Origin of the sequence: Micromonospora sp. NPDC002296, from assembly GCF_040296145.1 — a bacterium.
Lineage (GTDB): Bacteria > Actinomycetota > Actinomycetes > Mycobacteriales > Micromonosporaceae > Micromonospora.
Window position 1 is genome coordinate 41,122 of record NZ_JBEOWQ010000036.1, and the last position, 16,734, is coordinate 57,855.

Here is a 16,734-nt window from a genome sequence, read left to right on the forward strand (position 1 = left end):
CGGCACGACCGCCGAGGGAGCGGCCGGCGGACATCGTCCGATCGTCCCGGCCGCTCCTGCGGCCTGTACGGATGTTCGAGCAGCCCGCCCGGCCCGTACGAGGCGAGCCGGGTGGGGCTGCCCGCCGACGAGAGGACTGGATGGGACATGGGTCTGCGACTCATCGAGCTGGACGAGGGTTTCCCGTGCTATGTCAGCGGGGAGTTCGAGGCCCGCTTCATCTACGCGGAGATATTCCAGGACAACAACTACGACCACGCCGGGCTGCCCGAGGCGCCGTTCGTGGTCGACGTGGGTGCCAACATCGGCCTCTTCTCGCTCTTCATGAAGCGGCGGTACCCCTCGGCCCGGATCGCCGCCTTCGAGCCCGCGCCGCAGAACGTCGAGGCGCTGCGACAGAACCTCGCGCTGCACCGGGCCGAGGGGGTGACCATCCACCCCTTCTGCCTCGGCGCGGAGGACCAGGCGGAGGCCCGGCTGACCTACTACCCGGAGATGCCGGGCAACTCCACCCTCCACCCCCGGGAGAAGGACCTCCAGCGGTCCCTGATGGGCGAGCGGCTGGGGGACGATCGGGCGGCGGAGCTGTTCACCGCCACCGAGGTAACCGTTCCCGTGCACCGGCTGTCGCGGGTGCTCGCCGAGCACCACGGCGGGGAGACCGCGATCGACCTGCTGAAGGTGGACGTGGAGGGTGCCGAACTGGACGTCCTGAACGGGATCGACGCCGCCGACTGGGCCCGGATCGGCACCGTGCTGCTGGAGGTGACCGACTTCGACGGCAAGCTGACCGGCGCGCTGGACCTGCTGCACCGGCACGGGTTCCGGACGACCGACACGCCGGTGCCGTTCATGTGGGAGGAGCTGCGCTTCCACTACGTGACGGCGACCCGCGCCTGACGCTCCCACGCCGACCCGGCCGCCCCGCGAGGGCGCGGCCGGGTCGGCCCGTCCGCGCCCCCGTTGCCCCCGGCGTCCGCCCAGGTCGGCCCGGCCGGGCTGCGCCGGGCTGGCCTGCGCTGGGATGGGCTGGGCCAGCCTGGGCCGGGCCGGGCCGGGCTGCGCCGGGCCGGGCTGGGCCGGGCTGGGCCGGGCTGCGTCGGGCTGGGCCGGGCTGCGTCGGGCACGCGCGTGCCCAGCCCGGCGGGGCCGGGCTGGGCGTCGACGGGGCGGGCTGGCGGTCAGGCGGTGAACGCGGGCAGCCGTCCGGCGTCGCGCATGGCGGCGAGGGTGGGCGCGGCCCGGTCCTTGTCCGACATCACCGGGGGCCCGGACAGCTCCCACGGCAGCGCCAGCTCGGGGTCCAGCGCGTCGACCTCGATCTCGGCCTGCGGGGCGAAGACGGTCGACACGGCGTAGCAGGCGCAGGTGTCGTCCGCGAGGGCGAGGAACGCGTGTCCGACCCCCTCGGGAATGTAGAGCGCCCGGCCGGAGGCGGGGTCGAGCTCGGTCACTACGTGCCGTCCGAACGTCGGCGAGCCGACCCTCAGGTCCACGATGATGTCCCGCATCGCCCCCCGGACACAGGAGACGAACTTCGCCTGCCCCGGCGGCAGCGCCGAGCCGTGGATGCCGCGCAGGGTGCCGCGCCGGGACACCGAGTAGTTGATCTGCCGGGCCACGAAAGGCTTGCCGAGGTGCGGCTCGAGCACGTCCGTCCGCATCGACTCGAAGAACGCGCCCCGGTGGTCCGGGAATCGGTGTGGCTCGATGACGTACGCACCGGGAATGGTCGTTGCCGTGATCCGCATGGCCGGATCCCTCCTGTCGTCCTGTCCTGCCGTCTCGTGGGGCGGGCGCCGGGTGTCAGCCCGGCCCCGTCAGCCCGAGTGCCGCGCCGTGAGGGTCTCCAGCACGGCCACCATCTCGTGCGGGCTCCGCGCCTGGCTGGTCTCCCGGTGCAGCGCCTCCGCGCCGGCCGTGAACGCCGGGTCGTCGAGCAGCCGGCCGACCTGCTTGCGCAGCAGGTCGACGCTGAACTCCGCGCAGTCGACCAGCAGCCCCGCCCCGCTGTCGGCCAGGAACTGGCCGGTGGTCGCCTCGCTCCAGAACGGCATCGGCACGATCAGCTGCGGCACCCGGGCGGCGACCGCCGCCGCGAAGGTCCCGCCCCCGCCGTGGTGGATGATCGCCGAGCAGGTCGGTAGCAGATAGGTCAGCGGCACGTACTCCACGAGGCGCACGTTGTCCGGCACGGTGCCGACGCTCGCGATCAGGTCGCGGTGCAGGGTCGCCACCACCTCGACGTCCATCTCGGCCAGTCCGGCGACGACCTCGGGGAAGGACACCCCGGACTCCCGGAACAACTGTCGCCCCCGGCCGCCGATGCCCAGGGTCAGGCAGATCCGCGGACGCTCGGGCCGGCCGTTCAGCCAGTCGGGGCACACCGCCGTGCCGTTGTACGGGATCCGGCGGATCGGCTCGTACCGAATGTCCAGCGGCAGTCGCAGCGCCGCCGGCATCGGGTCGATCGTCCACTGGCCGAGCAGCAGCTCCTCGTCGTACTCCAGGTCGTACTTCTCCAGCATGGGCCGCATGAGGGCGGACACCGGGTCGACGAGCCCGGCCCCGTCCGGGCCGGCCAGCCGCTCCAGGGACTTCGACCGCAGCCACCCGATGTTGTCCTGCCCCCACAGGAACCGGGCGTGCGCGGCCCCGGTGACCCGGGCGGCGACGGCCGCTGCCACGCAGAACGGGTCCCACACCACCAGGTCGGGGCGCCAGCGACGGCACAGGTCGACGAGGTCGTCCAGCATCGGGGTGAACAGGCGCAGCATTCCGGTCAGCCCGGCCCACTGCTGCTCCCACCGATCGGCCTGCCCGGTGTCGAGCGAGAGCGCGTCGCTGAGCTGGTCGAGCATCTCGAAGTTGTCGTTCCACCGGACCGCGTCGGCGAGCACCTCGCGGGAGCCCAACGGCACCGCGGGCAGGCCGGCGTCCGTGGCGAGGTGCACGGTGTCGGGGTGGATGGCGACCCGGACCTCGTGGCCGGCGTTCTGCAACGCCCAGGCCAGCGGGACGACCGGATGCACGTGGGCCGTGGCCGGGAACACGGTGAACAGGACACGCATGGGGTCGGCTCCTATCGTCGGTGGGCAGTGCGGTCGGTCAGGCGGCGGCGAGCATGTCGGCGAGGGAACGCTTGAGGTCCCGGCGGGGCCGCCAGTCCCACAGGTGCGCGGCCTTGGTGATGCTCAGCTCCAGCCGCTCGACGTCGCGGCGGGCCGCGCCCTCGGCCACCGGTGACACCCGGACCGGGACCCCGCTGAGCCCGATCAACAGGTCAACCAACTCCCGCACCGGCACGGCCCGACCGCTGCCGACGTTCACCACCTCGCCGACGAGTGGGGGTCCGGCCGGCGCGGCGGCGGACACCACGGCGTCCGCGACGTCGCGGATGTCCACGAAGTCCCGGCGCACGGTGAGCGGGGCCAGCGACAGCGGCATCGCCACGCCGGCTGCGGGCCGGCTGCGGGCGAAGTCGGCCAGCCGCCCGGCGATCCCGCCGAGCAGGCTGCCCCTCGGCAGGTGGGGGCCGGTGCTGTTGGCGGCCCGCAGCACCACCGCGTCCAGCCCGCCGGCCCGCGCCGCGTCGATCACCGCCTGGCTCCCGCGAAGCTTCGACAGGCCGTAGTCGGTCACCGGCGCCGTGGGGTGGTCCTCCGGGGTCGGGCCATGCTCCGCCCCGGCCCCGTACTCGTGGACGCTGCCGAGCTGGACGAGTCGCGGCGGCCGGTCGAGCCGACCGAGGGCGGCCATGAGCCGGACCACCAGGTCGACGTTGCCGCTGCGGAGCTGCTCCGGGGTCGGCCGCCAGACCGCGCCGGCGCAGTTGACCACCACGGCGGCGTCCAGGTCGGCCAGCAGGGCGGCGATCCGCTCGGACGGCGCCCCCGCGAGGTCCATGCCCGCCCAACGGCCGGGTGGCTCGCCGTCCGGGTCGGCCGGCTCCGTCCGGGACACCGTCGTCACCTCGGCACCAGCGGCGGTCAGCGCCGCACACACGTGCCGGCCCACGAAACCGGTCCCGCCGAGCACCGCGACGCGCCGGCCTGCCATGTCGGTCGTGTAGCCCATGTCGTCCTTCCGCTGGTCGCCGGGCACCCGGGTTCGTCGCACCCGACCCGGCGCGGGTGTCGAGACAGCCGGCCCCACGGTCGTGCCGGCGGCTCGATTCCCTCTCGCAGCGGGATCGAGGCGTCGGGTCAGCGAGATTCGACGGCGGGTTGAGTCAGGCTCCAGAGCAGCGCCCGACAGTGGCGGATCAGTGGCCGCCACGGGTGGCCGAGGTGGACGGCGAGGAGGCACCATGGCCGGCAGCGGCGAGCACGACGAGGTCACCACCGCCCCGGCCGACCGGGTCTACGGCCTGGTCGCCGACGTGACCCGGTGGCCGCTGATCTTCGGGCCCTGCCTGCACACCGAGCTTCTGGCCGACGGTCCGGTGGACCAGCGGCTCCGGATCTGGGCCACGGTGGGTGACGAGGTGCGCAGTTGGACGTCCCGACGTCAGCTCGATGCCGCCGCGCGCCGGGTCGACTTCGCCCAGGAGAGCCCCGCCCCGCCCTTCAGCGAGATGTCCGGCAGTTGGTGCTTCGAGCCGGCCGAGGGCGGGACCCGGATCGTGTTGGGCCACCGCTGGAACACGACGAAGCAGGACGACGACGTGCAGCGGTGGATCGCCACGGCGCTGGACCGCAACAGCACCCAGGAGGTGGCGGCGGTCCGGTTCTGGGCGGAACGGCCGGAGGACCACAGCGACCTCATGTTCAGCTTCTCCGACGAGGTGGTGATCGACGGCCCCGCCGAGCGGGTCTACGGCTTCCTCCACCGGGCCGACCTGTGGCCGCAGCGGCTGCCGCACGTCACCCGGCTCGACCTGACCACCGAGAAGGCGGTCGGTGCGGCCGACGGGGTCGAGGTGCAGCGGATGGAGATGGTTACCAGGGGGCCGGACGGCGGCGAGCACACCACCCGGTCGGTGCGGTTGTGCTTCGACGGCGACCGGATCGTCTACAAGCAGACGGCGATGCCCCGCCCGCTGCTCGCCCACGGCGGGACCTGGACGGTGACGGGCGACGGCCGCCGTACCCGGGTGACCTCCCGGCACGACGTGGCCCTCGACCCGGAGGCGGTGGCCGACGTCTTCGGCCCCGGCACCACCCTGGAAGCCGCCCGGGCCGCGGTCCGCGACATCCTGCGCACCAACAGCCTGCGCACGCTGGAGCGGGCGGGCGCACACGCCGAGGGGCGCGACTGAGCGGGTCCCGGCGACGGGCCGGGCCGGGCGCGGCGTCCCCCGCCCTGACCAACGGTCCGGGGCGCGAATTCCGCCCCGCGCCGGGGCGCTGCTGTTCGAAAACCGGGCCGACGGCGGTCGGCGGCCATCGGTAGGCTTGCCCGGACGCCTCCCCCCACATGAGAGACGGATGATGCGCATGTTCGGCTGCCGAGCCGTCACCTTCCGGGCCCGTCCCGGCTCACGGTCCGTCGTGGAGACTGCCGCCGCCGGAGGTGCCCGGTGACCGGCCGGGGGCAGCCCCGCCGTCCGGCTGGCAACCCCGTCGACCGGGCGCGGGCGCTCGGCGACGAGCTGGTGCGGATCCACGATTCGCTGCGCACCGACCTGAAGCGGATCCGCCGGGAGATCGACTCCTATTCGGGGGACATCGGCACGAGACCGACGGAGCTGCGGGCGCACTGCGCCGCGTTCTGCCTCGCGCTGACCAAGCACCACACGAGCGAGGACGCGACGGCGTTCCCGATCCTGCGCGAAGAGTTCGGGGAACTGGCTCCCCTGCTGGATCAGCTCGAACAGGACCACCACATGGTGGCCGACATCGTCCGCAGGGTGCAGAGGCTGCTGGAGGAGCTGACCCCCGAGAACACCGAGCGGATGAAGGGCGAGCTGGACGGGTTGGCCGCCATCCTCGAATCGCACTTCCAGTGGGAGGAGCGGCGGCTGGTCGAGGCGTTCAACGCGCTCGACGAGGCGTCCCGCCCGACCGAGGATTTCTTCGGCATCCCCGCACCCCGCTGACCCGGGGCACCCTCCCGGCGTCCCGCTCCCGCCCGGGGCCGACGTTCGCGACCCGCATGGCCTACTGCTGATATCCGACGGTGTGTGTCCGTACACCAGGGGCTACCTGGCTGTATTGATGACTACCATCATTGGTGTCGCTGGCTACCGGGCCGGATCGACGATCGTCGACCTCGGGGGAGGTGCGCGCGATGCCGACGGAACCCGCCCGCAGTCCGTCGCTGAGCCTCATGCGGTCGAGGCTGATCACCTCGCTGGACGTGCGGCCCCGGTCCCTCGGCCTGGTCGTCGCGCCCGCCGGGTCCGGCAAGACCACCCTGCTGGCCCAGTACGCGGCCACCGTCGCCGGGCCGGTGGGTTGGCTGCGCACCGTGCCGTCGGATGCCGACCCGGCGCGGGCGCTGGACCGGGTGGACGCGACGCTGCCCGATCACTGCGCACTGCTGGTCGTCGACGACCTGCACCTCATCGAGGGCACGCCGGGGGAGTCCGTGCTGCTGGACCGGGCCCTCACCCTCACCCGCGACGGCGTCCGGGTGGTGGTCGGCACCCGGCGCACCCCGCCGCTGATCCTGGCCCGGCACGAGTTCTCCGACAGCGTCGTCATCGACGCCGAGCAGCTACGTTTCCGTACCTGGGAGGTCGAACGGCTGCTGCACGACATCTACCGGGAGCCGCTGCCGGCCGACGACGTGGCGGCCCTGGCCCGGCGGCTCGGCGGCTGGGCGGCCGGCCTGAAGCTCTACCACCTCTCCACCCGGGGCCGACCGCTGGCCGACCGGCGGCGGGCGGTCGCCTCGTTGGGCGCACGCTCCGCGCTGTCCCGGGACTACCTGACCCGCACGGTGCTCGCGGAGCTCGCCCCCGACCTGCGTCGGTTCCTCGTCCGCACCTGTGTGTTCGAGGTCCTCACCGCCGAGCGTTGCGAGGGGCTGCTGGGCGGCGACGCCCAGACCGCGCTGGAGGAGCTGGAGCGCCGGCAGGCGTTCACCGTCTCGCACGACGGCGGCCGGTCCTTCGCGTACCACGAGGTGTTGCGTGCCCACCTGATCGCGGCGCTCGCCGAGGAGCTGGGGGAGACCGCGGCCCGTGCCTGGCACGCCCGCGCCGGCCGGCTGCTCGCTGCGGAGGGCGCGGCGCTGGAGGCGGCCCGGTGCTTCGCCCGCGCCCAGCAGTGGTCCGACGTGCACCGGTTGCTCGACACCGCCGGTGACGACGTCGCCGTGCGGGGCCTCGATCCCTGGTCGGACCTGCTGCCCACGTGGTTCATCGCCGAGGACCCGTGGCTCGTGCTCGCCGACGCCCGGCACCGCATCAACGAGGGTCAACTGGCGGCGGCGGTGCCGCTGCTGCGCCGGGCCGAGGAGATGTTCGGCAGCGAGCCGGCCCGGTCGTGTTGCCGCTCCCTGCGCGCCGACGTGACGGCCTGGCTGCCGGACGGCCCGCACTGGCGCGGGCACTGGTCCGGCTGGCTGCGGGCCGCCACCCGCCGGCACCCGATGGTTGTCGTCGGCGAGGCGGAGCGGCTGACCGGGGGGGCCGACGTCCTGGTCCGGGCCGGCGCGTTGCTGCTGGCCGGCCACGCCGCCGAGGCGGCGCGCGTCCTGGACCGGCCGATCCCGTCCGAAGCCGGCCTCGTCGGGCTGGCCTGCCGGCTGCTGCGCGCCGCCGTCGCGTCGGCCGGCGGGGACCCGCAGGCACCCGCCGTGGCCGCCGCCGTCGGGTTGGACGCCGACCGGGCCGGTCTGCCCTGGCTGGCCCGGCTCGCCCGGGCCGTGCCCGCGCTGGCCGGCGCGGAAACCGACCTCAAGGAGGCCGCCGCCGTCGTCGAGGAGTGCGACCGGTTGGGGGACCGCTGGGGCGCACTGCTCGCGGCCGGCTGCGCCGCGCTGGCGCGCTCCCTGCACGGTGGCCCGGAGGTGGAGGAGGTCGGCCGGCTGCTGGGCAGGGCCCGGGAGGTGGACAGCGGAGTGCTCGCCGCCTGGGTGCAGTCCCTGCTCGCGCTGGCCGCCGTGCGCGCCCGGCTGCCCGATGCCGAGGTCGAGGTGCGCCGGGCGGAGAGCACCGCACGCGCCGCCGGTGTGCCGGGGGCACGGGTGCTCGCCCTCGCCGCGGGCGTGCCCGCCGGGCCCGGCCGGGCGGCGGGCCTGTCCGCCGTGCACGCCGCCGCCGAGCAGGCCGGGCTGCCCCGGCCGGCGGTCACCGCCTGGGTCACCCCGGAGCGGGGCCCGGCGCCGGCCGCGTCGGACACGGCGCCGCTGACCGTACGCTGCTTCGGCGGCTTCCGGATCTGCCTGGACGGCGAGCCGCTGAACTGGTCGCCGCTGCGCCCCCGGGCCCGGGCCGTGGCCCGGATCCTCGCCATGCACGCGGGCCGGGCCGTGCACCGCGACCGGCTCCTGGGCGCGCTCTGGCCGGACACCGATCCGGCCACCGCCACCCGCACCCTGCACGTCGCCCTGTCCAGCCTGCGCCGGTTCCTCGACTCCCACCTGCCCGCCGGCGAGGGGGAGAGCCTGCTGCACCGCGACGGCGACGCGTACCTGCTGGCCCTGCCCCCGGGTAGCTGGTGCGACGTCACCGAGTTCCGGCTCGCGCTGGAACGGGCGTCCCGCGCCGGGGCGAGCCGTGACCCGCGCGCGCTCGACGACCTGCGGGTGGCCGTGGCCGCGTACACCGGCGAGCTGCTGCCGGAGGACGGCCCGGCGGAATGGGTGGTGGCCGAGCGGGAGACGCTGCGCCGGCAGGCCGCGGACGCGGCGGCGCAGCTCGCCGAGGCAGCCCTGGGCGGCGCCGACGCCGATCCGGCGGTCGCGACGGCCGCCCGCTGCGTCGAGATCGACCCGTGCCACGACGCCGGCTGGCGGCTGTTGATCGCGGCGCACGCCCGGGCCGGCAACGCCGCCGCGGCCGAGCACGCCCGCCGCCGGTACGCGGACGTGCTCGTCTCCCTCGGCCTCGACCCGGCACCCGCGGAGACCACGCCACCGGGGGCCACGGTCAACGTCGACCGAAGAATTCCGCCTCCCCGATCGCCACGGCCGGATCCAATCCGGGCCCGTACGTCGAGCGGACCACCAGCCTGATCCGCACCACGTTCGACGCCTCGACGGGAAACTGCTGCTCGCCGGGTTCGTCGCGCAGCTCGATGTCGGTCTTCTTCTCCTTTCCTCCGGCGTCGACGGTGACCACGGTGAGCCCGCGCGGCCGGCCGGCTTCGAGGAACGCCTGCCGCCGCTCGCCGACGCCCGGGGTGATGATGACGGTGAGCAGCCGCACGGGCTCGGTGAAGCGGCCCTCCACCCAGGCGCCGGCGGCCGTGCCGGTCGGCGCCCAGTAGCGGTTGCTCGCCCCGTCGGTGAGCCGGGCCGCGCCGGCGCCCAGCTTCTCCGACGACGCGCTCACCGCCGCCGGGACGAGCGACGCCGGGTCCTCGGTCCAGTCCCGCACCGCCTCCACGGCCCGCCGCGCCAGGGGCGGCCCGGCCACCGCCAGCACGACGACGAGGCAGAGCCCGAGCACGAGCAGCAGCAGCCGGCGGGCCGCCCCGGCGGCCCGGCGGTCCTTCGGGGCGGAGCGGCGGGGCCCCCGGCGGCGCACCCGGTCCCACATCCGTCGCCACCGGTCCCGCAGCCGCTCCCACCAGGTGGCGCGCTCCGGCTCCGGTCCGACCGGCGCGGTCAGCGTCTCCCCGCAGAACCGGCAGATCCGGCGGCCGGGCGGGTTGATCCGGCCGCAGTGGGGGCAGGTCGGCTCCGGCGGCCGGGGCGCCGGAACGATCGCGTCGACCGGCCTCGGCGCCTCCCGGGTGGTGCTCGGTAGCCCGGGCTGCAGTGCTTGGGGCGTGCCGTCGCCCGCACGGACCGGCTTGTCCCCGGCCGGCTCGTCCCCGGCCGGCTTGTCCCCGGCCGGCCTGTCCCCGGCCGGCTTGTCCCCGGCCGGAGCGGGCTCGGCGGGGTCGGGCGGCCGCACGACGGGAGGCCGCACGACGGGAGGCGGCCCGCCGGCGGTGGAAGGCCCGGGGCCCGGCGGGGCCGGGACGACCGGATCCGTCGGCGCGTCGGTGGCCCGCACGGTCTCCGGCCGGCCCCGGGTGACGGCGGTCCCGGAGGCGTGCGGCGCGCTGCCCTCGTCCCACAGGTACTCGCCGCAGGCGGCGCAGAACTGCCTGCCGTCGGCGTTGGAGGCGCCGCAGTTCGCACAGGTGATCATGACTCGATCTCCAGCGTCAGCCGGACGTGGGCCGGCACGGCGGACGCGACGACCCGGCGCACCAGCGCCTCGTCGGCCGCCCCGACGACCCGGACCCGGACCTCCGGAACCTCGTCCGGCGGCGGCCCGCCCGTCGGCGTGGCCGAACACGTCACCCCGCCGTTGTCGGTGACCTCCACCCGTGCCCCGGTGGCCACCCGCACCGCCAGCTCGACGCCCCGGGCCGTCCCGCGCCACCGGTGCGCCTCCACCGCGTGCCGGACCACCTCCCGGCGCACGTCCGGCGCCCGGTCCCCGTCGACCGGTGCCGCCACCCAGCCGGCCAGCCAGTCCAGGAAGTCCGGCGGGGCCAGGTCCAGGTCGAAGTACGCGTCCAGGCAGTCGAGCGTCAGCAGGACCGGCGCCAGCACGTCGTCCAGCCCGGCGGTGAACCGCTGCGCGAAGTCGTCCTCCAGGTACACCGCGGGCAGCTCCTGCCCGATCGGGTGAGGGCTCGCCAGCCCTGGCACCACACCCCGCATCATCCCCTCCTGACCTCGACGACGCGCCCGCTCACCCGGTGACCCGCACCTGGTGGGCGTACGAGAAAGCGATGGCGCTGACGTCCAGCTCGATGCGCTGCACCGCCTCGCCGCGTTCCCCGGTGGTCGGATCGGCCCCGAACAACCGGACCTCCTCCACCAGGTCCACCCCGTTGACCCGCTGCAACACGGCGTGCAGCTCGCCCGACTGGATCGGCCGACCGAACGGCCACCCGTCACCGTCGGGACCGCCCCGCACCGGGTCGAGGTAGTCGTACAGGGCCCGCAGCGCCCGGCGGCGCAGCTCGGCGGCGGACGTGCTCACCCGCGGCCGGGCGCGGACCCGGGCGACCACCGTCACCCCCTGGTAGAACGGCGGCTCCACCAGCACCCGGGCGCCCACGCAGCGGCGCGCGTCGAGGAACGCCTTGATCCGGTCCAGGACCTCGTCGCGGGGCCGCAGCGCGGCGAACCGGGCCGCGTCGTCCTCGGCGTCGCCGTGCTCACCCAGCGCCGGCACCACCAGCACCCGCACCGCCGCCGAGCCGTCACCGGCCGGCACGCACCTCACCCGCAGCATCTCCGGCGCCGCCTCCCGGGCCAACTGCTCGTAGTCCTCGGCGGTGACCGCCCGTTCCCCGGTACGCAGGCTCAGCGGCCCCCGCACCGACGTCTCGGCCAGCGACTCGCCGTCGACGCCGCCGGTGGCCGCCGCCCGGTTGGTCACCGTGGACACGAACGGCACCGGGTCCCGCAGCACACTCAGCGTGCGGGCGGCCACGTTGCCCTGCCGCCCCCCGCCCGTGCGGTAGGTCGGGATCCGGACCACCGCGCCCTTCGGCGGCACCGCCCCGTACCGGCGCACCGTGCCGTCGGCCTGCCGGACGGCCGGGCCGAAGCCGATCTCCCCGGTGGACCGGTCGACGCACACGTGCCGGTCCTCCGGCCCCGAGCCGGCGAAGCTCGCCACCTCCCGCCAGGTCTGCCAGCCCTCGGCGGCGCCCACCTCGATCCCGATCGCGCCGTCGGCGGCCACGATCGGCGCCCGCTGCACCGTGAACCGCTGCCCCGGCACCCCCTCGGACGCGCCCAGGGTCTCGCCGCCGATCAGCTCGGAGTGGCAGGCGCTCACCGTGCCGCCGATGGTGACCGCCTCCGCCCGGCCCAGCCGGGGCGGGGCGTGGAAGAACGGCTGCCCGGCGACGGGCTCGCGCAGCCGGCAGCGCAGCCAGCCGGCACGGTGGCGGGCCTCCACCGACGCGGCGTGCCGCGCCGGGACGTGCAGCACCACCTCGCCGGCCCGGTTCAGCGCGCCCGTGGTGTCCCGCTCCACCGGGCACTCCTCCCAGCCGCCCTCGGTCCACGCCTCCCACACCAGCGGCGGATTCGTCGGGTCGACCCCGCGCCCGGCGACCACCCAGTCCATGGTGAGCAGCACGGCGCTGCCCGGCACCGCCCCGTCCAGGCCGAACAGCACCGCGTCGCCGGCCACCGGCGGGTCCGCGAACGCCGGGATCCGGTCCGCGCCGCCCAGGTCCCCGGTCCGGTCCGTCGCCCGCCCCCCGGCCGGCACGGTCAGCACCCGGACCAGCCGGCACGGCGGCACGGCCAGCTCGTGCAGCGTCTCGAAGGTCACCGGCTCCGCGCTCTCCGCGCGCACGGTCGCCACGTGCGTACCGGCCGGGACGACGACCGGGGCGTCCCTGGGCGCGGACAACCAGAACGTCACGTCCGTCGACGCCACCGCAGGCGGGAACGGAACGATGCCGAGCAGGTCCAGGAACTTCACGTAGTGCCGGTCCGGCACGCGGTTGAGCCGGTACAGCAGCTGGTCCACCATGTACGCGAACGTCTCGATCAGGGTCACCCCCGGGTCGGACACGTTGTGGTCGGTCCACTCCGGGCAGCGCTGCTGCACCAGGCGCTTCGCGTCGTCGACCAGGTCCTGGAAGCGGCGGTCGTCGAGGTGGGGGGCGGGCAGGGCCATCACTCGGCTCCCGGGTCGTGCGCGGGGATGACGTAGAACGGGAAGACCAGGTTGCGCGGGTCGTTGTCCTGGCGCAGCCGGTACCGGATGTCGATGTGGAGGGTGCCCCGGGCCGCGTCGGCGAAGTCGACCAGCACGTCGTCGAGCTCGACGCGCGGCTCCCACCGCTCCAGCGCCAGCCGCACCTGGTACGCCACCTGGCCGGCCGTGGACGGGTCGGCCGGGGCGAACGCCAGCTCGTGGATCGCGCAGCCGAACTCGGGGCGGCCCGGCCGCTCGCCCGGGGCCGTGCCGAGGATCAGCCGGATGCTCTCCACCACCTCCCGGTCCCCCCGCACCAGGGCGATCCCGCCGGTGGGATCGGTGCGCAGCGGGAACGCCCAACCGGCGCCGACGAAGTCGGTGGCCATCGGCGTCACCCGCCGATCAGCACGGTCGGGCAGCCGGCGAGGATCGGCGCCCCGCAGCCGGCCAGGTCGCCGAGGCGGGCGGCGGGCCGGCCGCCGATGAGTACCGTCGGGCAGCCGGGCGGCAGCAGCGGCGACGGGGGGTGCGGCGGGGTGCCCGGGAAGGAACAGGCGTGCATCGTGCCCACGGTGGCGGCGGGCTGCCCACCGATGAGGACGGTGGGCGCCCCGGGGCCGCCGACCATGCCCGGATGCGTGGTGGGGTCACCGACGCGAGCTGCTGGTGGCACGGCGCTCTCCCTTCACTCACGTACCGTCAGTTGATCCGGACGACGCCGCCGCGGACGGTGACAGCGCCGCCGGCGGTCAGCTCCGCGCCGCCCTGCCCGGCGACCTTCACCGTCGCGCCCTCCACGGACGCGCCGGCCGTGCCCTTCACCCGCACCTGCCCCTGCCCCTCGATGCCGACGTCGCCCTTCGAGGTGACCGTGACCTTCTGCCCGGCCAACTCCAGCGGCCCGGAGCCGGCGTCCAGGCTGATCCCGTCCTTGGCGCGCACGCTCACCTTGCCGTCGCTGACGATCTCGACCTGCCGGCCGGTGCGGTCCAGCCGCAGGGTGAACTTCCGGTCCCCGGTGGCCAGCAGGATCCCGTCCGGGCCGCTGCCCGCCTCCAACAGCTCCAGCCGGTGGCCGGTGCGGGAGACCAGGGCCCGCGCCGCGATCCGGCCGCTGCTGCCGTCCACCGGATCGGTGTCCAGCTTCGGCGGCGCGTCGGTGCCGTTGTGCAGCCCACCGAGGACGTACGCGGCGTCGAGGTTGCCGCCGGTGAACCCGACCAGCACCTCGTCGCCCACCTCCGGCAGCAGCACCGCCCCCCGGCCGGCGCCCGCCCCGGGCTGCACCACCCGCGCCCAGCCGGTGGTGTACCTCTCGTCCAGCCACGGCAGAGTGAGACGGACCCGGCCCAGCTTCTTCGGGTCCTTCACGTCGCTGACCACCGCCGGGACCAGTCCGTCGCCGGCCCGGTCGGTCGCCGCCGGGCCGGCGGTCAACCCGTACAGCGAGCGGTCGGAGCGGCCGGAGACGGTGAACGCGGTGGTGTAGCCGGCCTGCTCACTGAACACGTGCCGGGTGCTGGTCAGCACGTACTTCCCCTGGAACGGCTCGCCGATGTTGGCCAGTGCCACCGCCGCGCCCGCGCGCAGCCGGGCGTTGCCCTTCGCCACCCCCTCGATCTCCGCGCAGCCGCCGCCGAGGTCGCCGGCGAGCGCCCCGGCCACCGCCCGCACCGCCGCGTCCGAGCCCAGGGTCGGGTCGGCGACCAGGTACGGCGGGCTGCCCACCTTCTTTCCCAGCTCGGCCGGGTCGGCCCCGATGCCGTCGGCGCCCGGAACCTTCGGGGTGGCGGTCGCGCTGACCGCCCGCTTCGTCGCCGGGTCCCAGCCCCGGGCGGCCACCTCGGGCACCTGCGCGGTGGCGGTCACCCCGGCGCGCAGGGCGATCAGGTTCCGGTTGACCTCCAGCACCAGCGGGTCCTGGGTGGCCCGCGCGGACGGGTCCGGTGCGCCCGCCGGAGGCTCGGGCATCCGCAGGTGCAGCGCGCCGTCGAGCACCATCACCTGCGCGCCGACCAGCGTCGCGAGCCGGTGCAGGAAGATCCAGTCGCTGACGTTGTCCTGGCTGAGCTGCGCCTCCGGCTCGCCGCCGATGCCCGTCACCGGGTCGATCCGGCCCGCCTTCAGCCCGGCCCGCTGCGCCACCTTCCGCACGATGTCCGGCACGCTCATCCCCGGGTACGCGGCCACCCGTCGGCCGCGCAGCAGCCGGTGGGCCAGGTCCAGGCCGCGGACCTCGGTGAACGTGCCGGTGGCGTCCAGCTCGCACTCCACGGCGGTGACCTCGCCGGCGAGCAGCGGCGCGGGGCCGCCCGGATCGGAGGTCTGCACGGTCAACCGGACCGGGGCGCCGATGGTGAAGCCGCCCTTGGCCAGCACCGTCCGGCCCGGGTCCCGGTACCGCAGCACGAACCGGTCGGGCAGGTTGCGGCTGTCGTCGACCGCCGCGTACGTCAGCAGCGCGGCGATCTCCGCGGGCAGCGGGCTGCCGCCCACCTCGACGAGGAGCGCGTTGGCGAACTGCTCATTGGCCACGGGCACCGTCCGGCAGTTCCTCAAGGGCGGGCACCAGCAGCACGGTGCCGGGCCGCAGCCGCATCGGGTCGTCGATGTCGTTGGCCTCGGCGATCTGCCGCCACAGCCCCGCCCGCCCGTACGCGTGGTGGGCCACCGAGTGCAGGGTGTCCCCGGAGACCACGACGTGGACGTCCCGGGCCGCGAGCGCCCCCGACGTCGGGTTCTGGCCGGGCTGCTCCCCGGAGATCTCCTCCAGGGTGACCGTGCAGAGCGCCCGTACCGGGGTGCCGCCGGGGGTGAACAGGGTGTACTTCGCGTTGACGCTGGCCACGAACGCCGGGAAGCCGACCATTCCGCCCCAGTGGAACACCACCCACGGTGGGGAGCCCTTCTTCTGCTGCCGGCTCGCGTCGGTCGGTACGCAGCAGGCGAACAGCTCCTCCACCCGCTTCACCACCGAGCTGTCCATGGTGGCGGTGGCGTCGAAGAACATCTCCAGGGTGAGCTTGGCCGGGTCCGAGCCGGTGAACTCCGGCACGCCGCTCTTCTTCGCGTTGCGCTGCGCGTCCCGCTTCCACTTGGCGGTCTTCGTCAGCGCCAGCTCCTTCGGGTTGAACTGGAACGGGATCCGGTTCAGCGTCGGGCCCGGAGCGGCGGTGCCGCCGTTGCGGGGCGGCTCGTGCAGTTGCAGGTAGGCGTGGGTCAGCTGCGGCGGAGCGCCGCCACCCCGCCCGGCGGGGCTGCCGGCGGCGGTGAAGGTGACCGGGGAGGCGCTCACGGGTCACCCCCCGGTCCCGGGGCCGAAGAAGCCGTGGTGCGCCAGTTCGAGGGTCTCGACGGCCACCTTCGGGCTGTCGGGGCTGAGCTGCGGCCCCGTCCACCTGACGGGGATGACGTCGAGCAGCCCCCACCGGGCGATCACCGTGCCCTCCAGGGTGCGGGCCTCGATGGTGGCGGTCTTGCGGGTGATCCCGTTCGCCATTCCCGAGAACCAGCGCATCAGCTTCGTGCTGTCGGCGGTGACCGGGCGGGACAGCTTGACGTTGGAGAACTTCATCCGGGTCGGTAGCTGCCACACGTGCCCGTTGTTGCCGCCCTCCTCGCGCTGCTCGACGACGACCTCGCAGCCCAACCCGTCGCAGGTGTTGAACGCGCCGAGATCCTGGTCGTCGATCCTGACGACGAAGGCGATCGCGACGGCGACCTCATCCTTGGCCATTCGTCCCTCCTGGTCCTGCGCGTGTGTCCCCTGGTCCCGGGCGTGGCTCCCGGTCCCCGTCAGCCCGACCCGCCGAGCGCCCCGTGCCGTTCCCGGTCGAGGCGCAGCTCGGTCTTGAGCCGGCGCAGCAGCGGGTCGTACAGCTTCTTCAGCAGCTCCTCCGGTTCGGCCCCGCCGCCCGCGGCCCCCGGAGCGCCCGGCGCCGCCGGCTGAC

The 16,734-nt window shown here is 75.2% G+C and carries 15 protein-coding genes; 4 read left to right on the forward strand and 11 right to left on the reverse strand.

What is annotated here, in order from left to right; translation table 11 throughout:
- Positions 1-147: 147 nt before the first annotated feature.
- Complete coding sequence (locus ABT023_RS23050) at positions 148-900, forward strand: FkbM family methyltransferase (protein ID WP_350888465.1); 753 nt, start codon at positions 148-150, stop codon at positions 898-900.
- 281 nt (positions 901-1,181) lie between these two features.
- Here ABT023_RS23050 and ABT023_RS23055 read toward each other — a convergent pair whose 3' ends face one another.
- The 3 genes from ABT023_RS23055 to ABT023_RS23065 all read right to left on the reverse strand — a co-directional run bounded on the left by ABT023_RS23055 (position 1,182) and on the right by ABT023_RS23065 (position 4,077).
- Positions 1,182-1,751 carry a dTDP-4-dehydrorhamnose 3,5-epimerase family protein gene (locus tag ABT023_RS23055; RefSeq protein ID WP_350888466.1) on the reverse strand — a complete coding sequence of 190 codons (570 nt, stop codon included), beginning with the start codon at positions 1,749-1,751 and terminating at the stop codon, positions 1,182-1,184.
- A gap of 69 nt (positions 1,752-1,820) precedes the next feature.
- A complete protein-coding gene (locus ABT023_RS23060) occupies positions 1,821-3,071 on the reverse strand; it encodes an activator-dependent family glycosyltransferase (protein WP_350888467.1) in 1,251 nt (416 codons plus the stop codon).
- Positions 3,072-3,108: 37 nt separating this feature from the next.
- Entirely contained in the window at positions 3,109-4,077 is a 969-nt protein-coding gene (locus ABT023_RS23065; protein WP_350888468.1) for an NAD-dependent epimerase/dehydratase family protein, read from the reverse strand.
- 232 nt (positions 4,078-4,309) lie between these two features.
- On the opposite strand from ABT023_RS23065, the gene ABT023_RS23070 reads away from it, so the two are divergent.
- From ABT023_RS23070 to ABT023_RS23080, 3 genes are all read left to right on the forward strand, one after another.
- The gene (locus ABT023_RS23070) at positions 4,310-5,260 is read left to right on the forward strand and encodes an aromatase/cyclase (RefSeq protein ID WP_350888469.1); all 951 of its coding nucleotides are present in this window, start codon (positions 4,310-4,312) and stop codon (positions 5,258-5,260) included.
- A gap of 261 nt (positions 5,261-5,521) precedes the next feature.
- Positions 5,522-6,040 carry a hemerythrin domain-containing protein gene (locus tag ABT023_RS23075; RefSeq protein ID WP_350888470.1) on the forward strand — a complete coding sequence of 173 codons (519 nt, stop codon included), beginning with the start codon at positions 5,522-5,524 and terminating at the stop codon, positions 6,038-6,040.
- Positions 6,041-6,231: 191 nt separating this feature from the next.
- Positions 6,232-9,126, forward strand: coding sequence for an AfsR/SARP family transcriptional regulator (locus tag ABT023_RS23080; RefSeq protein WP_350888471.1), 2,895 nt, complete (start codon positions 6,232-6,234; stop codon positions 9,124-9,126).
- Here the strand turns inward: ABT023_RS23080 and ABT023_RS23085 are convergent.
- Genes ABT023_RS23085 through ABT023_RS23120 form a run of 8 tightly spaced genes read right to left on the reverse strand, consistent with a single transcriptional unit; the run spans position 9,041 to position 16,520 of the window.
- Positions 9,041-10,252, reverse strand: a complete 1,212-nt coding sequence (locus ABT023_RS23085; RefSeq protein WP_350888472.1) for an NADase-type glycan-binding domain-containing protein — start codon at positions 10,250-10,252, stop codon at positions 9,041-9,043. The two genes, ABT023_RS23080 and ABT023_RS23085, sit on opposite strands and share 86 nt — an antisense overlap.
- The gene (locus ABT023_RS23090) at positions 10,249-10,773 is read right to left on the reverse strand and encodes a phage tail protein (RefSeq protein WP_350888473.1); all 525 of its coding nucleotides are present in this window, start codon (positions 10,771-10,773) and stop codon (positions 10,249-10,251) included. Before ABT023_RS23090 ends, ABT023_RS23085 begins: the two co-directional genes overlap by 4 nt.
- A gap of 31 nt (positions 10,774-10,804) precedes the next feature.
- On the reverse strand, positions 10,805-12,760 hold the full coding sequence (locus tag ABT023_RS23095; protein WP_350888474.1) for a putative baseplate assembly protein: 1,956 nt from the start codon (positions 12,758-12,760) through the stop codon (positions 10,805-10,807).
- Entirely contained in the window at positions 12,760-13,170 is a 411-nt protein-coding gene (locus ABT023_RS23100) for a GPW/gp25 family protein (protein ID WP_350888475.1), read from the reverse strand. The genes ABT023_RS23095 and ABT023_RS23100 overlap by 1 nt, the downstream gene beginning before the upstream one ends.
- A gap of 5 nt (positions 13,171-13,175) precedes the next feature.
- Entirely contained in the window at positions 13,176-13,457 is a 282-nt protein-coding gene (locus ABT023_RS23105) for a PAAR domain-containing protein (protein WP_350888476.1), read from the reverse strand.
- Positions 13,458-13,483: 26 nt separating this feature from the next.
- The gene (locus ABT023_RS23110) at positions 13,484-15,325 is read right to left on the reverse strand and encodes a VgrG-related protein (protein WP_350888477.1); all 1,842 of its coding nucleotides are present in this window, start codon (positions 15,323-15,325) and stop codon (positions 13,484-13,486) included.
- Complete coding sequence (locus ABT023_RS23115; RefSeq protein ID WP_350888478.1) at positions 15,309-16,079, reverse strand: CIS tube protein; 771 nt, start codon at positions 16,077-16,079, stop codon at positions 15,309-15,311. The genes ABT023_RS23110 and ABT023_RS23115 overlap by 17 nt, the downstream gene beginning before the upstream one ends.
- 3 nt (positions 16,080-16,082) lie before the next feature.
- The gene (locus ABT023_RS23120) at positions 16,083-16,520 is read right to left on the reverse strand and encodes a phage tail protein (protein ID WP_350888479.1); all 438 of its coding nucleotides are present in this window, start codon (positions 16,518-16,520) and stop codon (positions 16,083-16,085) included.
- Positions 16,521-16,734 lie beyond the last annotated feature (214 nt).

What these genes read in the sequence shown, in the direction of transcription:
- ABT023_RS23080 (WP_350888471.1), top strand. Translation starts at nt 6,232, where the DNA reads ATGCCGACGGAACCCGCCCGCAGTCCGTCGCTGAGCCTCATGCGGTCG.
- ABT023_RS23100 (WP_350888475.1), bottom strand. Translation starts at nt 13,170, where the DNA reads ATGGCCACCGACTTCGTCGGCGCCGGTTGGGCGTTCCCGCTGCGCACC.
- ABT023_RS23060 (WP_350888467.1), bottom strand. Translation starts at nt 3,071, where the DNA reads ATGCGTGTCCTGTTCACCGTGTTCCCGGCCACGGCCCACGTGCATCCG.
- ABT023_RS23095 (WP_350888474.1), bottom strand. Translation starts at nt 12,760, where the DNA reads ATGGCCCTGCCCGCCCCCCACCTCGACGACCGCCGCTTCCAGGACCTG.
- ABT023_RS23055 (WP_350888466.1), bottom strand. Translation starts at nt 1,751, where the DNA reads ATGCGGATCACGGCAACGACCATTCCCGGTGCGTACGTCATCGAGCCA.
- ABT023_RS23120 (WP_350888479.1), bottom strand. Translation starts at nt 16,520, where the DNA reads ATGGCCAAGGATGAGGTCGCCGTCGCGATCGCCTTCGTCGTCAGGATC.
- ABT023_RS23070 (WP_350888469.1), top strand. Translation starts at nt 4,310, where the DNA reads ATGGCCGGCAGCGGCGAGCACGACGAGGTCACCACCGCCCCGGCCGAC.
- ABT023_RS23050 (WP_350888465.1), top strand. Translation starts at nt 148, where the DNA reads ATGGGTCTGCGACTCATCGAGCTGGACGAGGGTTTCCCGTGCTATGTC.
- ABT023_RS23065 (WP_350888468.1), bottom strand. Translation starts at nt 4,077, where the DNA reads ATGGGCTACACGACCGACATGGCAGGCCGGCGCGTCGCGGTGCTCGGC.
- ABT023_RS23085 (WP_350888472.1), bottom strand. Translation starts at nt 10,252, where the DNA reads ATGATCACCTGTGCGAACTGCGGCGCCTCCAACGCCGACGGCAGGCAG.
- ABT023_RS23090 (WP_350888473.1), bottom strand. Translation starts at nt 10,773, where the DNA reads ATGCGGGGTGTGGTGCCAGGGCTGGCGAGCCCTCACCCGATCGGGCAG.